Annotated in this window: 16 protein-coding genes; 9 read left to right on the top strand and 7 right to left on the bottom strand. The window is 72.7% G+C overall.

The window, feature by feature from the left end:
* Positions 1–84: 84 nt before the first annotated feature.
* Both FZ103_RS21375 and FZ103_RS21370 read left to right on the top strand, forming a co-directional pair.
* Positions 85–741: an FMN-dependent NADH-azoreductase gene (locus tag FZ103_RS21375; protein WP_156003613.1), complete on the top strand. Its 657-nt coding sequence runs from the start codon at positions 85–87 to the stop codon at positions 739–741.
* Between the two features lie 354 nt (positions 742–1,095).
* Positions 1,096–1,644, top strand: a complete 549-nt coding sequence (locus FZ103_RS21370; protein WP_156003612.1) for a DUF2752 domain-containing protein — start codon at positions 1,096–1,098, stop codon at positions 1,642–1,644.
* A gap of 175 nt (positions 1,645–1,819) precedes the next feature.
* On the opposite strand, the gene FZ103_RS21365 is transcribed toward FZ103_RS21370, so the two are convergent.
* Together FZ103_RS21365 and FZ103_RS21360 are read right to left on the bottom strand one after the other, a co-directional pair.
* Positions 1,820–2,446 (bottom strand): TlpA disulfide reductase family protein, encoded by a 627-nt coding sequence (locus tag FZ103_RS21365; protein ID WP_156003611.1) that lies wholly within the window; start codon positions 2,444–2,446, stop codon positions 1,820–1,822.
* Between the two features lie 118 nt (positions 2,447–2,564).
* Positions 2,565–3,329 carry a cytochrome c biogenesis CcdA family protein gene (locus tag FZ103_RS21360; protein ID WP_156003610.1) on the bottom strand — a complete coding sequence of 255 codons (765 nt, stop codon included), beginning with the start codon at positions 3,327–3,329 and terminating at the stop codon, positions 2,565–2,567.
* Positions 3,330–3,723: 394 nt separating this feature from the next.
* On the opposite strand from FZ103_RS21360, the gene FZ103_RS21355 reads away from it, so the two are divergent.
* On the top strand, positions 3,724–4,095 hold the full coding sequence (locus tag FZ103_RS21355; RefSeq protein ID WP_156003609.1) for a BlaI/MecI/CopY family transcriptional regulator: 372 nt from the start codon (positions 3,724–3,726) through the stop codon (positions 4,093–4,095).
* On the top strand, positions 4,092–5,105 hold the full coding sequence (locus FZ103_RS21350; protein WP_186356636.1) for a M56 family metallopeptidase: 1,014 nt from the start codon (positions 4,092–4,094) through the stop codon (positions 5,103–5,105). The genes FZ103_RS21355 and FZ103_RS21350 overlap by 4 nt, the downstream gene beginning before the upstream one ends.
* A gap of 43 nt (positions 5,106–5,148) precedes the next feature.
* Here FZ103_RS21350 and FZ103_RS21345 read toward each other — a convergent pair whose 3' ends face one another.
* Positions 5,149–6,483, bottom strand: a complete 1,335-nt coding sequence (locus tag FZ103_RS21345; RefSeq protein WP_156003608.1) for a hypothetical protein — start codon at positions 6,481–6,483, stop codon at positions 5,149–5,151.
* A gap of 5 nt (positions 6,484–6,488) precedes the next feature.
* Positions 6,489–7,088, bottom strand: coding sequence for a hypothetical protein (locus FZ103_RS21340; protein WP_343233636.1), 600 nt, complete (start codon positions 7,086–7,088; stop codon positions 6,489–6,491).
* Positions 7,089–7,495: 407 nt separating this feature from the next.
* Here FZ103_RS21340 and FZ103_RS21335 point away from each other — a divergent pair, with 407 nt between their 5' ends.
* The gene (locus FZ103_RS21335; RefSeq protein WP_156003607.1) at positions 7,496–8,146 is read left to right on the top strand and encodes a hypothetical protein; all 651 of its coding nucleotides are present in this window, start codon (positions 7,496–7,498) and stop codon (positions 8,144–8,146) included.
* A gap of 114 nt (positions 8,147–8,260) precedes the next feature.
* Here the strand turns inward: FZ103_RS21335 and FZ103_RS21330 are convergent, their stop codons facing one another.
* The gene (locus FZ103_RS21330; RefSeq protein WP_156003606.1) at positions 8,261–8,446 is read right to left on the bottom strand and encodes a hypothetical protein; all 186 of its coding nucleotides are present in this window, start codon (positions 8,444–8,446) and stop codon (positions 8,261–8,263) included.
* Positions 8,443–8,577, bottom strand: coding sequence for a hypothetical protein (locus tag FZ103_RS25740; protein ID WP_255430180.1), 135 nt, complete (start codon positions 8,575–8,577; stop codon positions 8,443–8,445). The genes FZ103_RS21330 and FZ103_RS25740 overlap by 4 nt, the downstream gene beginning before the upstream one ends.
* A 35-nt stretch (positions 8,578–8,612) precedes the next feature.
* Between FZ103_RS25740 and FZ103_RS25735 the strand changes: the two genes are divergently transcribed.
* On the top strand, positions 8,613–8,744 hold the full coding sequence (locus tag FZ103_RS25735; protein ID WP_255430179.1) for a hypothetical protein: 132 nt from the start codon (positions 8,613–8,615) through the stop codon (positions 8,742–8,744).
* 36 nt (positions 8,745–8,780) lie between these two features.
* On the opposite strand, the gene FZ103_RS21325 is transcribed toward FZ103_RS25735, so the two are convergent.
* Complete coding sequence (locus FZ103_RS21325) at positions 8,781–10,391, bottom strand: multicopper oxidase family protein (protein WP_156003605.1); 1,611 nt, start codon at positions 10,389–10,391, stop codon at positions 8,781–8,783.
* A 475-nt stretch (positions 10,392–10,866) separates the two neighbouring features.
* Here FZ103_RS21325 and FZ103_RS21320 point away from each other — a divergent pair, with 475 nt between their 5' ends.
* From FZ103_RS21320 to FZ103_RS21310, 3 genes are all read left to right on the top strand, one after another.
* Complete coding sequence (locus FZ103_RS21320) at positions 10,867–11,517, top strand: class I SAM-dependent methyltransferase (protein WP_156003604.1); 651 nt, start codon at positions 10,867–10,869, stop codon at positions 11,515–11,517.
* A 77-nt stretch (positions 11,518–11,594) separates the two neighbouring features.
* Positions 11,595–11,951 carry a BlaI/MecI/CopY family transcriptional regulator gene (locus tag FZ103_RS21315; RefSeq protein WP_343233635.1) on the top strand — a complete coding sequence of 119 codons (357 nt, stop codon included), beginning with the start codon at positions 11,595–11,597 and terminating at the stop codon, positions 11,949–11,951.
* 47 nt (positions 11,952–11,998) lie between these two features.
* On the top strand, positions 11,999–12,838 hold the full coding sequence (locus tag FZ103_RS21310) for a M56 family metallopeptidase (protein ID WP_156003603.1): 840 nt from the start codon (positions 11,999–12,001) through the stop codon (positions 12,836–12,838).
* Positions 12,839–13,261 lie beyond the last annotated feature (423 nt).

Raw genomic sequence — 13,261 nt, 5'->3', positions numbered from 1 at the left:
ATCTTACCGCACCGACGGTATGTAACGCACTTACCGTCCGCTTTCGGTCGACCACACCATGGCAACTGAATGGAGCAATCCGCTATGTCATATCTGCTGCACATCGACTCGTCGTCGCTCGGCGAGGCCTCGGTTTCGCGCCAGGTCGCCCAGTCCTTCCGCCGGGCATGGCGCGGCCGGGTCGTCCATCGCGACCTCGCCGCCGCTCCGGTGCCTCACCTGGACGCCGCGGGGATCGCCGCGCGCACCGTGGAACCGGCCAGGCACACCCCGGAGCAGGCCGAAGCGGCCAAGGTGCAGGACGAGCTCATCGAGGAGTTCCTCGGTGCCGGCGCCTACCTGTTCACTGTTCCGATGTACAACCTGACGATGCCATCGGTGTTCAAGGCGTGGCTGGACCAGGTCATCGTCGACGGACGCACCTTCGACCGCTCCGGTCCGCCACCGGCCGCGGGGCGCCCGGCGGTGCTGATCTCCGCCCGCGGCGGGGGATACGGTCCCGACGCCCCCTATTACGGCTTCGACTTCGTCGTGCCCGCCCTGGAAGCCGTCCTCGGCCGGGAGGAGCTGCTCGGCCTGGACGTGGCCACCGTGATTCCCGAGTTGACGATGGCCCCGCACACCCCGGCGCTCGCCGCGCTCCTACCGAAGCACGAGGCGTCGATGGCCGCCGCCCACGAGCAGGCCCGGCACCTCGCCGCCGCCATCGCTGCCGGCGAGCCCCTTTCGTCCGCGGCCTGAGCCCTTCTCGGCGCCGTCGGTGCCGGCCCGCACCCCCGCCCCGGCACCGACGGCGCCGCACTCCCGTCGGACCCGACCTGTCGTGCCCGATCCGCAGCAGGAAGGGAGCGTTGGCCGGTGCACGCGCCGGTCTTCGCCGCCCAGGGTTTCCACTATGGATATGAAGAGGCGTCGGGCCCGCGATGCGTGCCTAAGGAAGTTAGGTAGTGTGACGGATTCGCGGTTTCTTGGAGGCGACGGCGTGTCCCTGCCGGTCGGAGCGGGCCGTTATCGGGGGGAAGCCGCTGGGGCGGCGCCGAACCGTTTCAGGGGCTCGGGGCGGGGCGGGCGGTAGATGCACATTGGAGGAGGAGAATGCCTGAGTGGCTTCGGCCGGTCGAGTTCCGCGTCGAGGAGCGCGATGGCCTGCGGCCGATGGCGTGGCCGGCGCTGGGCGGGCTGACTCTGGGAGCGGCCATGGCCGTCTTCGGGCTGCCCCCGGTCGATGTCCACGGGATCACGCACTACTTCGGCATCATGGATCCGCTCTGCGGCGCCACCAGGTCGGTGTGGGCGGCGATGAGCGGGGACGTCGCCCTGTCGTGGAAATACAACCCGCTCGGCACCGTCCTGGTGATCGGCGCGGTCGGCACGCTGGCGCGGTTCGTCTTCGGCGCCCTGACCGGCCGCTGGATCAACCTCCGCGTCCGCTCGTGGACGACGGTGGCCGTGGTGGCGGGGGCGCTCATCGGCCTGCTGGCGATCCGCCAGCAGATGAACGCCGAACTGCTGCGGACTCCGGCCGGTGAGTTCTCGCCGATCGGGCCGGTTCTCAACGCGTTGCCGATCCTCGCGCTGGCGGCGTGGGTGGCGATCGGACGTCACCGGATTCGGCGGCGTGCCCGGCGGCGCAGCCCAGGGTAGTCGGCCGCGGCCGCGGCGCCGGCGCCGGCGCCGCCGGGGCCCGGTCTCTTCCTGAAGTTCGTATACCGCCGGACGGCCGATATCGGTCCTGTGAGGGCCCGGTCGGCCGGTGAAGCCCGATCACCGCAATAGCTGTCCGCTCCGCTGCCCCGGTCGCCGGCCGCCCCCGCGGCGGTCATCGCGCCTGCGGGGCGCCTCCCTCGGCGAGGACGGGTTCGACGAGCCCGGTGAGCTGGTCGTAGGTGGTGGCGCCGATGACGCGGGCCGCGATGTCCCCCTCGCGGTCGATGACGACGGTGCTGGGGATCGCCTGCGGGGGAACGGTGTCGGCGAACGCCTGGGGAACGGCACCGGGCTGGTCGTAGATGCTGGGGTAGGTGACGCCCAGGTTGCGCTCGAACGCCTTCGCGGCGGTTCTGTCGTCCTTGATGTTGACGCCGAGGAACTCCAGTCCTTGATCCCGGTACTCGGTGTAGACCTTCATGAGCACGGGCATCTCTGCGCGGCACGGGCTGCACCAGCTCGCCCAGAAGTTCACGACGAGCACCTCGCCGGCGTAGTCGTCGAGGCCGACCGGGGCGCCGTCGAGCGTCTCACCGCTCACCTCGGGTGCGGGTTCGCGCTCCCCGGGACCGAATGCCGTGGCCGAACCGTCGCCGGAGGCATCGCTGTGGTCGGGCTCCGCGGAGTCGGCGTCGCCGCCGAGTTGTTCGGCGCATCCGGCCAGTGCCGCCGCCATCGCGACGGCCAGGGCCGCACGGGGGATCGCCGCGTACGGGGAGCGGTGGGCAGTGCCGGTCATCGTTGAAAGACCTCGCCATCGGGTTGTGGGAGCGGTTGTCCGCAGGGAGGCGGGACACGGGCTAGGGGAGAGGGGAGCGGCCGCCGGGCTCCGGTGCGGCATCGGAGCTGTGCCCCGGTCACAGCGGGAGTCGGTAACTGCCCGCCCATTGCTGCATGGCGAGGACGAAGGCGGTCCACAGCCCGCTGACCTGAGTGGCGCCGACCAGGACGAGCATCAGGCCGCCGGCGCGGGTCACCGTTCGGGCGTGCCTGCGGGCCCAGGCCAGCGCCCGCATCGTCTTCGTCAGCGCGATCGCGGCGACGAGGAACGGCAACCCCACGCCCAGGCCGTAGACGAAAGCGAGGAAGGCGCCGCGTCCGGCACTGCCCGAAGCCGTGGAGAGGGCGAGGACCGCGGCCAGGGTCGGCCCCATGCAGGGGGTCCAGCCCAGGCCGAACAGCACGCCCAGCAGCGGAGCCCCGGCCACACCGCCGCGCGGCTGGATGCGCGGGTGCAGGCTGCGGCTGGTCCAGGGGATGCGGCGGAAGGCGCCCATGAACATCAGCCCAAGCAGGATGGTGACCACCCCCAGGATGCGGATCATGAGGTCTTGGTGATCGAACAGCAGGCCGCCCAGGCTGCCGAAGAGCGCACCGTAGGCGGCGAACAGGCCGGAGAACCCGGCCGTGAACAGCAGCGTGCCCACCACCGTCCGCGCCCGCAGCGCGCCGCCGCGCTCCGGAGCCCGGCCCTCGGTGCCCGACATGCCGGTGACGTAGGACAGGTAGCCGGGCACGAGCGGCAGGCAGCAGGGAGACAGGAAGGTGATGGCGCCGGCGGCGAGGGCGAGCGGGACGGCCAGCAGCAGCGGGCCTGCGGCGACGATCTGCGAGATGTCCATCGGATCGGGTGGGTCCTTGCGGCGGTCGGTGCGCTCATCGCGCGCACTGCGGAAACACGGGCGACCCTAGCGCCTAGGGTGTTTAGTCGTACTGTGCCACCGCTTCCGCCGGGGCGTGCAGCGGGGGCCCGATCCGCCGGATGACGGCGAATGGAGGCGGCTCCCTGCGCCACCACCGCAGAGCCGATCCGTCCGGGTTCGCTGTCCAGGCGGTTCCGGGAGGCGTCGGCGCAGCGGCGACGGCGCGGTTGCGGCACGACGGTCGACTTTGGCTTCCGGTAACCTAAATTGATTGGGCAGAGGGGCCGGCGGCTGCGCCGGTCGTGCGGTGTCTGCCTCGCCGGTCCCGGAGCGTGGTGGCGTCCGGGCCACAGGCGGGCGGGAAGGGAGTCCGATGCCGCGGTTCGGCGAGCTGGAGGCCGCGATCATGCGGGCCGTGTGGGCCTCGCCCACCCCCGTACGGGTGCGCGACGTGCTCGAAGCCCTGCGCAAGGAGCGGGACGTCGCCTTCACGACCGTGCAGACGGTGATGGAGATCCTGTTCCGCAAGGACTGGCTCGACCGCGCCAAGCAGGGCCGCGCCTACGTCTACTGGGCCACGGCCAGCCAGGAGGACTACGCGACCGCACTGGTGGAGGAGGCGCTGGAGTCGGCGCCCGACCAGGCCGCGGTGCTCTCCCGGCTGGTGGAGCGGATGCCCGACGACGAGCGCGCGGGGCTGCGCGCCGCCTTGGATGAGGCCAAGAACCGCGAGGGCCTGACGTGATCGTCGCGTCGGCGCTACTGGCCTACGCCGCACTGCTGGCCGCCCTCGGCCCGTCGGTCGTACGGCGCGCACGCTGGGTCGAGCAGGCGCCGCGCCTTGGCATCGCCGCCTGGCAGGCACTCAGCGCCGCCTTCGTCGTCTCCCTGGTCCTGGGCGGTCTTGCGCTGAGCGTGCCGGACCTGCGCCTGGGCACCGGCCTGGCCGAGCTGCTGCGCGCCTGCCTGGCCGCGGTACGCGCCCAGTACGCCACTCCGGGCGGAGCGGTGATCGGCGCGAGCGGCGCCGCGCTCGCGGCCCTGGTGCTGCTGCGGTGCGGCTGGCGCATGGCCGCCACGCTGCTGCGGGCCGTGGCCGAGCGCCGCCGCCACCGGCAGGTGCTGCGGCTCCTCGGTTCCCGGCTCCACGCCAGCGGTGCGGTCCTCATCGACCACGCGGTGCCCGCCGCCTACTGCCTGCCGGGCATCCGGCGCCAGGTCGTGCTGACCACCGGCGCCCTCGACGCCCTCAGCGAGCGACAGCTCCAGGCTGTGCTGGCCCACGAGCGCGCCCACCTGCGCGGACGGCACGACCTGGTCGCCGCTGCGGCCCTCGCCCTGAGTTCGGCGTTTCCCGGGCTGGCGCTGTTCCGAGCGGTCAGCGAGGAGACGGTGCGCCTTTTGGAGTTGGTCGCCGACGACGCCGCGGCGCGCTCCACCCATCGCCTGGTCGCCGCCGAGGCGATGCTCAACGTCGCCGGGCAGCCCGAACCGGCCGGAGCCTTCGCCGCCGGCGGGACCGGCACCGGTCGGCGGATCCAGCGCCTGATCGCCGGGGTCCCGCCGCTGGGCCGGGTTCCTACCGCGCTGGCCGGCGGTGCCGCCGCGGCGCTGCTCGCCCTGCCCCTCGGCGTCTTCGCCGGACCCGCGGCCGCCTTGGTCGACACCGCTTGCTGCGTCGACGGCACCATGGCCATCAGCCACGCCGAGGTGTGCGAAGCGATGCCGACGACGCGGGAGTGCCTGACCCGCTGACGCCGGGGCGCCCACCGGTCCTTCGCGGCGGCCGTCGCGGCCCTCAGGTGGCGAAGAGCAGGCTCAGGCCGCCGACCGTGTAGGCCACCATCAGCGCGAGCAGGGGCAGCTGGCTCGCCACGGCCCGCCGGGCGGGAAACAGGCGCAGCGCCCGGTCGTGGGCGGCGACGACGCCGACGACGTGGCCGGCCACCACGGCCAGGACCTGCACCAGCGCGATCGCCGCCGGGGTCACGACGGTGTAGTCCACGCTGCGGTCGGCGGCGCCGAACAGGTCCGCGCCCGTGCCGAGCGGATCGGCGGCGAGGATGAGCGTGCGCTGCCCCTCGAACACCAGCAGCGAGAAGTAGTGGGCCACCAGGTAGCCCACGGCGACGGGCACGACGGAGTGCGCGAACGCCGTCGGCAGCCCGGCGAGCCGCATTCCGCCGATGGCGCCGGCCGCGCCGGCTCCGGCGGCCAGCAGGGCAGCCGCCGCCAGGACGGCGGCCAGGAGTCCCAGACTGCCGGCAGCGGCCTCCGGCAGGGCGCTCGATGCCACGAGAGACATCCACCAGGGGGCATTGGAGACGCTGTCGTAGGCGGTGCTGCCCAGCAGGACCGCGACCACGCCGGCGAGCCCGGCCGCCGGAGCGACGGCGTCGAGCCCGTCGAAGGGGTTGCGCAGCACCAGGCGGCCGTCCCGGCGGCGGCCCAGCGGCGACAGGCGGCCGATGAGCGCGGAGTAGACCTCGAAGGCGTCGCCGCGCGCGAACCAGCGGTCGCCGAACGCGAGCGCCCCAAGCAGCTGGGCGGCGCCGTAGCAGGTGAACCACACGGTCAGGGCGGTCAGGTCGGTGCTGTGCGGCCAGACCAGTTCGAGCCAGGTGAAGGCCAGTAGTCCGGCCGCAGCGGGCCAGTAGCCCAGTCGGACCGGGTAGTCCCACAGCCCGCGGCCGGGCGGCGTGCGGGCGAGCCGGGACAGGGCCAGGTGGAGGGTGCGCAGCGGGTTGAGTAGTCCCCACACCGGCCCGAACAGCAGGGACGCCGGAACCAGGCCCACCCACAGCAGGACATAGACGATCCCGGGCACCGGGTTCGTCGCGTCGTCGGGGCCCAGGAGCGCGGCGACGGCGGTGAATGCGGCGGCCGCGAGCCCGGCCGTGCGCAGGCTCCAGCGCAGCGCCGGGCTGTCGAGCACCGCGGCGGTGTGCCGCGGCAGCGGACGGCCGGCGCCGGCTCCGGTGAGCTTGGGACGGCGCCACAGGAAGCCCAGAGCGGCGAAGGAGACCACCAGGGCGGCGGCCGCGCCGGCGAGGGCGTAGGAGAACGGCAGCGGGAGGTCCTCGCGCCCCCCGACCCCGTGCGCGAGGTCGAACACCGCGCCCAGTGGAGTCATCGGAGTCATCGGACGGCGATCTGGGTGAGCAGGGTGCCGGACTCGTGGGCTTCCAGCTCGAACAGCCCGCTGGTCTCGGCGGTGAACTCCAGGACGGCGGGTTGGCCTGGGGCGACGGACCGCTCGATGTCGTAGCCGTGCAGGTGCACGGTCTCGGTGGTGTCGCTGCGCACGGTGATGCGCACCCGGTCGCCGAGGGCGGCCTCGACGCGGCCGGGCTCGGGGGACACCGCGCCGTCGTCGAGTGTGATCTCCAGGGTCGTGTCGGCTTCGGGAGCGGGGGCCGCCGCTGCGTCCCCGGCGGGCCCGCCGCCGGTGATCGCGGTGCTGTCGCTGATCGGCTCGCCGCCGACGGCCCAGGTGGAGTGGTCGTTGGCCGAGAGCCGCACCGACAGTGTGTGCTCGCCTTGGCCGACGGCGGATGCGGGCACGTGGTGCCATGGGCCGTAGACGCGCGCGATCTTCTCGCCGTCGACGTACAGGTGCGCGTGTCCTTCGCCCTGCCGCGGCCGCCCGCCCACGCGGCCCGGCGTGAACGCGTACCGCTCGACGTCCAGGTGCACGTTCCAGCCCGCTGAGGGGTCCTTGGTGGCCTCCAGGGCCACCGCCGGAGGTTCGCCGCCGGTCGCTTCGCGCAGCCCGTGGCCGTGGTGAGCCGCGGATGAAGAGGCGGCGGGGGTCGGCCCGGACCCACCGGTGCCGGGCTCTGCGGCTTCGCCGGCGCAACCGGCGGCGGCCAACGCGAGTACCGCACCGGTCAGTGCGGTCCGGATGTGCAGGGACATCGGGGAACGTCTCCGATCGGGATGGGGGCGGCTCGCATCCGCGGCGGGCGGTGGCCCGCACCGAAGTCCGCCTATGTGACTTAGTTGTATCGGTATAGTGGGTGCCGAGCTTACACCCGTGGAGGTAGTGGATCGTGACATCGCGTCGGCCCAACAGCACCGCGTCCGAGGGCGGGACCTCGGATCGGTCACGGAACAAGAGGGGCACCGCCCAGAAGGTGGCCGCCATGCGCAGGCAGCAGGCGCGCCGCGAACGCCGTAGCCGGACCCTGCTCATGGGCGCGATGGCCGTGGTCGCCATCGTTCTGGTCGGCGCCGCCGGCTGGGGGCTGACCCGGCTGGCGGCCCAGCCGGAGCCACAGGCCGCGCTGCCTGCGGCGATGTCGGGCGACGGCACCGCGATGCCGCCCTGGCCGCTGCCCGCCGACCCGGTGGCACTGGCGAAGGACGCCGGCCTGCGGGTGGAGCCGATGGAGGGTACGGCCAGGCATTTCCACGCCCACCTCGACGTCATCGTCGACGGCGAAGCCGTAGTGGTGCCCGCCAACCTCGGCATCCACCCCGAGGGCAACGCGATGTCGGAGCTGCACACCCATGACGAACGAGGCGTTTTGCACGTCGAGGCGCCCACCGCCGACAAGCGCTACACCCTGGGCCAGGTGTTCGCCCAATGGGACGTCCGCCTCGACGAGGACGCCCTTGGCGGACTGGAGGCCGACGGCGAGAACTCCCTGCGCGCCTACGTCGACGGGGAGCTCCACAAGGGTGATCCGTCCCGGATCGAGCTCACCGAGCACCGCCAGATCGCGCTGGTCTACGGCCCCGAGGACGCCGACGTGGAGGTCCCGGCCGAATACGACTTCAAACCAGGCGAGTAGGCCGGCGGCGCGGCCGGGAACCGGAACCGGCGGTGGTCTCCCCGGAACCCGAAAAGGCTGCAGACTGTCGTTCGCGCGAAGCCGGTCGCACACGGACGGCGCAGGTGATACGGGTCACCTCGGCTGTCCGCGGGCGCCTTCGAAGCGGTCCGAGCCATAGCAAGCGCCGGTGCCTTGCCCGAATCCGAAGCGAGCGGGCAGGGCACCGGCGATGTCGGTTCCGCTGCTGTCCAGGACCCGTTTGGCGTGCTCGCAGTAGTCGCAGTCGGCCTGGGCGAGCAGGGTGATCGCGAAGGTCACGCGTCGGACCCCGTCTCAAGGCCGGCGCGCAGGTCGGCCGGCAGCCGGTCGTCGGGCAGGTACATCACATACTCGGGCTCGCCGCCGTAGTCGGCGCGCCAGCGGATCCCGCCTTCGGGCGAGACGAGCATGCCCGCGGTAGTCCGGCAGCGATATCTCTTGGCCCGTGCATTGTGAGCCCCGGCGCCTGCTCGCCCGGGCCGGGCTCCCCGACGACGTAGGGGGTCTCGTCGTCTTCGCCGAGCTGGCCGAGACCCGCGACAAGACCGAGGGGCCGCCCGCAGCCATTGCGGAGTGACGGAAGCGGCCCTCTCCCTCAACCGCGACCGGTCCGCTACCGCCGCGGCCGCAGGTAAGACAGGATCGTGGCCATGCCGCCGGCCAGGTGGTAGGCGTTGTGGCAGTGGGTGAGCCACTGGCCGGGGTTGTCTGCGGTGAAGTCGACGCTGACCCGCTGGCCGGGGCCGACGAGCACCGTGTCCTTGCGCGCGCCGTGGCGCAGCGGCGGTCCGGCCCCGGCCCCGATGGTGTCGTCGGCGCGCAGCTGGAAGGTGTGCCCGTGCAGGTGCATGGGGTGGTACATCGGGGTCTGGTTGGCCAGGTCGAGCCGCACCCGCTGCCCCTGGTGCACAGCCAGCGGGGTGATGCCCTGAAAGGGCTCCTCGGCGTTGTAGGTCTCGGCATTGAGCCGCCAGGCGTAGTCCCGCATGCTCCCCGTGAGATAGAGGGTGTGGCGCACGTCGGGTTCGCCGGCCTCCAGCCGCACCGGCTCCGTCGCCCGCAGATCGCTGAGCTTGAGAAGTCGGCCGGCGAGTTCCCGGGGCTGGACGTCGGCCTGCGGCGCCTCCCCGCCGGCGGTGCGGACCACGCCCACCGCCTGGGCGCTCTTGCCCTCGGCGACCCCCACGAGGGGGAACGCGCCGTCGCCCAAGGTGACGCGCAGGTCGATCCGTTCGCCGGAGCCGACCTGGACGGTGTCGACGGTGACCGGTTCGACGGGGAATCCGTCGCTGTGGGTCACGGTGAGCCGGTGGCCGCCGAGTGCGACGCGGAAGACGGTGGCGCCGCCGGCGCTGATCAGCCGGATTCTCGCGCGCTGACCGGGTTTGGCGGTGAAGGTGTGCGGAGCGGTGGGCAGCCGCCGGTTGAGCAGGTAGAACGGGTATTTGACCTCGTCGGCGAGGCGCTCGGGCACCTCGGCGCGGTCGAGCTTGGCGGGCACGTCGTAGGACCAGGCCGCCGGCGGCGACGGCACGACCCCCTCCTCGGGCTCCACGGTGTACTTCTCGCCCATGCCGCCGCGTTTCAGCGCGGCGAGGATGTCGTCGGGCGCGGCCCCGACGCCGTCGGTCCAGTCGTCGAGCACGACCGTGAACTCCACGTCGTGATCGCCCGGGTCGCGGGGGTCGTCGATGACCAGCGGGGCGAACAGGCCCCGTTCGCGCTGCACCCCGTGGTGGGAGTGGAACCAGTAGGTGCCGGAGTCGGGCGCGATGAAGGTGTAGGTCTTGCGGCCGCCGGGCTCGATCAGCGGCTGGGTGAGGTTGGGGACCCCGTCCATGTCGTTGCGCAGCCGCAACCCGTGCCAGTGGACGCTGTGGGGTTCGTCGAGCTCGTTGCGGACCTCCACCGACAGCTCGTCTCCGGCCGTGCACCGGATTCCTTCCGCGGAGCGGTCGTAGGTCCAGGTGCGCGCGGTGGCGCCGCCCAGGTCGATCTCCTCGCGGCGGGCCACCAGCCGAGTCCGCACCGTCCGCCCGGTGCCCTTGCGCCTGCGCAGGTCCTCGGCGCGACGCACTTCCTCCGATGCGGCCTCGATGCGCGGCGGCCCCTCGGGTCGGTCCGCGCCGCGCAATGCCATCAACCCTCCAGCCGTGGCCGTCGCCCCGGCCGCGCCGACCGCGCCCAGCAGCAGGTCCCGGCGGGTGATGTTCGGACGCGCCATGGTCGCCCTCCTCTCGTGGAGCTGTGATGGGTGCGCCTTGCTCGGCTGGAAGCGGTCGCCGTCACGGGTTCGGCAACGGCGGGACTCCACCATGCGGAGGCAGGATTCCGGGGGCGCGATGCAAGACAATCAACTAAGACACTACGGTATGTCGTTGTGAAGGTGTCCACGTGCGCCGATCGCTTGGCCCGCCGAAGCCGAGTGCGAGTACCGGCGACGGACGCCGAGGCGACCTCGGTGCTTCGCCGCCCATGATGGCGGGATTCGGAAGTGTTGTGCCCTATCGATCCGCCGTTCCGGCGACCGGCGACGCGGGAGGCGCTTGCGCCCCCGGCGCGTGAGCCGTCTGCCGTCCTCCCCTTGGGCTTGTCTGGGCCTTCGCGATGCTTGCTTGTCTACTACGGATGCGTAGTATCAACTATGTGTTTGTAGTAGCGAGGGCGGTGAACCGCCCCGCCCGAGGAGGGAGTCCAACATGGCAGCGGCGAAACCCGGCGAAACCGCATCGCTTGAGCAGATTCGGCGCCACTGGGACCGGCAGGCCCCCAAGTACGACAAGGCGATGGGGCGTATCGAGCGCCGCGTCTTCGGCGACGGCCGCACCTGGGTGTGCTCCAAGGCGCGTGGACGCACCCTGGAGGTGGCGATCGGCACCGGCCGCAACCTGCCGCTGTATCCCGAGGACGTGGAACTGGTCGGTATCGACCTGAGCCCGCGCATGCTGGAGATCGCCCGCAAGCGCGCCCGCGAGGGCGGCCACGACGCCGACCTCCGCGAGGCCGACGCCCAGCGGCTGCCCTTCGCCGACGCCGAGTTCGACACGTTGGTGAGCACCCTGTCGTTGTGCTCGGTACCCGATCTCGACGCCACCGTCGCCGAGATGCGCCGGGTGCTGCGCCCGGGTGGCCGGATGCTCCTGCTCGACCACGTCCGCCCGACCTCCGCGCCGGTGCGCTGGGGCCTGCTCGTGCTGCAGTGGCTGATCAACGTCGTCGAGCCGGGCAACGGCGAGCAGATGATGCGCCGGCCGCTTCCGGTGGTGCGCAGCCAGGGGCTGGTCATCGAGGAGAGTGAGCGTTTCAAGGCCGGTGCCGTGGAACGCCTGGTCGCGCGCAAGCCCGAGTGAGCGGCACCGCCGAAGCTGCGGAGCGCCGGTGCGCGGCCGAATGCGGTGGACCCGCGTCGTACGGTTGAAGCGGACCGGTGACGGAGGTGACCATGCTCGGCAGGCTTGAAACCGAGGTGATGGGCGTGCTGTGGGCGGCTTCCGGGCCCATGACGGTGCGCGAGGTGCTCGACGCCCTCAACGAGGGCCGAAAGGACCCGGCCGCCTACACCACGGTCCTGACCGTGCTGAGCCGGCTGGTCGACAAGGGCGCGCTGACCCGCTCGGAGGCCGGTCGCGGACACCGCTACACACCGGCCGTTCCCGACGAGGCCGCTTTGGCCGTCGAGGATGTGCTGCGCACCTACGGCGACTCCGCGGTCAGCCACTTCCTCGAACGCGCCGCCGACCGCCCCGATCTGCGAGAACGGCTGCGGCGCCTGGCGGAGTCGTGACGCCGGCGCGGTCAGGCCGGGGGGCCGAGCGGAGCCTCTGGTCGCTGGTGGGGGTCGTCTTCGGCGCCCGGTTCCTGGTGATGCTGGCCGCCTGCTGCGCGGGTGCGGCGATCGCCGCCCGCCTGGCCGAGGCCGGAGCCTCCGCCCTGTGGTCGGGCGCGCCGCCCCTGCTGCCCGGCCTCGTGTTCGTCCTGATCTGGAACGCGGGGCTGGTGCGCGGCGGGGTAGTCCTCGCCCGGTCCCTGTGGCGGTCGGCCCTGCTGAACCGCCGCATCCGGGGGAACCGGCTGCCGGTCGGCGCCCGTCTCGGCGGCATGGCGCGGCTATGCGGGTTGGAGGGGCGCGTCACCCTCATCGGCGCCGCGGCGCCCTACGCCCTCACCTACGGATTCGCGGCCCCCCGCGTGCTGGTGAGCACCGGCCTGCTGCGGCTGGACGATGCGGAGCTGACGGCCGTGCTGTGCCACGAGCGCGAGCACGTGCGCAACCGAGACCCGTTGAAGACCCTGCTGGCCCGCGCGCTGCCGGCGTTCCTGTTCTTCCTGCCCTACCTGCGGCATCTGCGGCACCGCTTCACCGCTGCACGCGAACTCGCCGCCGACCGGGGCGCAGCAGCCGTCTGCGGCACGCGTCCGCTCGCGGGAGCGCTGCTGAAGGTGTCCGAGGGGCCGCGGTTCGCCGCCGGAGCCACCGTGGCGGCGATGGGTGCGGGCGACCTGCTGGATCTGCGTGTGGCGCAGCTGGAGACCGACCGCCCGGTGTCGCCGCCCGCGGCCGGTCGCAGAACAGCGGTGGTGAGCGCGGCGGCGGCAGCGGGCGGGGTCTTCCTGCTCGGGTGGGCCGCTTGGATCGTTGCCGCCTACCCGGCGCCGTGCGCTCTGGCCTGAGCCCGGACCCCGGCGCGATCGCCGAGTCCCGGCCTTCCGCCCCGGCCTCACGTCTTTCGTCCGGCTGTAACCGACGTCCAGCCTCCTGCACCTGGTCTCCTGGCGCCGGGCACTGCACCAGAGCCCCCGCATCGCCTCGGTGAGTCCCACAGCCGCTGGGTGTGGTCGCGCCATCGCGTCCTCTAAGTGCGGCAGGCCGATGCCCATGAGCGGGCACGACCGGTCCACCCCGGCGGTGTGAACGACGGTCCCCACTCGGCGTCCGGGCGGCAGCCCCGCCGCAGCTTTTCGCAGGGCGGTGGCATCGGCGACCTTTGCCAGCGTGACACCCGCTCGGCCGCCCGCAGCTCCTCTGCTATCAACGCACGTGGATGTGATTCGAAGGGAAAAGCGAAGGTGGTACCCGACGACAAACGGGCTTCG

The sequence above is a fragment of the Streptomonospora sp. PA3 genome (assembly GCF_009728995.1).
Classification (GTDB): Bacteria; Actinomycetota; Actinomycetes; order Streptosporangiales; family Streptosporangiaceae; genus Streptomonospora.
Note: the sequence above shows the minus strand (reverse complement) of the source record. Positions and strands in the feature narration are given on the sequence as shown.

Excerpts from the sequence above, each read along its gene's own strand:
- FZ103_RS21375 (WP_156003613.1), top strand. The coding sequence starts at position 85 with ATGTCATATCTGCTGCACATCGACTCGTCGTCGCTCGGCGAGGCCTCG.
- FZ103_RS21335 (WP_156003607.1), top strand. The coding sequence starts at position 7,496 with ATGCGCAGGCAGCAGGCGCGCCGCGAACGCCGTAGCCGGACCCTGCTC.
- FZ103_RS21360 (WP_156003610.1), bottom strand. The coding sequence starts at position 3,329 with ATGGACATCTCGCAGATCGTCGCCGCAGGCCCGCTGCTGCTGGCCGTC.
- FZ103_RS25740 (WP_255430180.1), bottom strand. The coding sequence starts at position 8,577 with ATGCTCGTCTCGCCCGAAGGCGGGATCCGCTGGCGCGCCGACTACGGC.
- FZ103_RS21365 (WP_156003611.1), bottom strand. The coding sequence starts at position 2,446 with ATGACCGGCACTGCCCACCGCTCCCCGTACGCGGCGATCCCCCGTGCG.
- FZ103_RS21345 (WP_156003608.1), bottom strand. The coding sequence starts at position 6,483 with ATGACTCCACTGGGCGCGGTGTTCGACCTCGCGCACGGGGTCGGGGGG.
- FZ103_RS21355 (WP_156003609.1), top strand. The coding sequence starts at position 3,724 with ATGCCGCGGTTCGGCGAGCTGGAGGCCGCGATCATGCGGGCCGTGTGG.
- FZ103_RS21370 (WP_156003612.1), top strand. The coding sequence starts at position 1,096 with ATGCCTGAGTGGCTTCGGCCGGTCGAGTTCCGCGTCGAGGAGCGCGAT.
- FZ103_RS21325 (WP_156003605.1), bottom strand. The coding sequence starts at position 10,391 with ATGGCGCGTCCGAACATCACCCGCCGGGACCTGCTGCTGGGCGCGGTC.
- FZ103_RS21320 (WP_156003604.1), top strand. The coding sequence starts at position 10,867 with ATGGCAGCGGCGAAACCCGGCGAAACCGCATCGCTTGAGCAGATTCGG.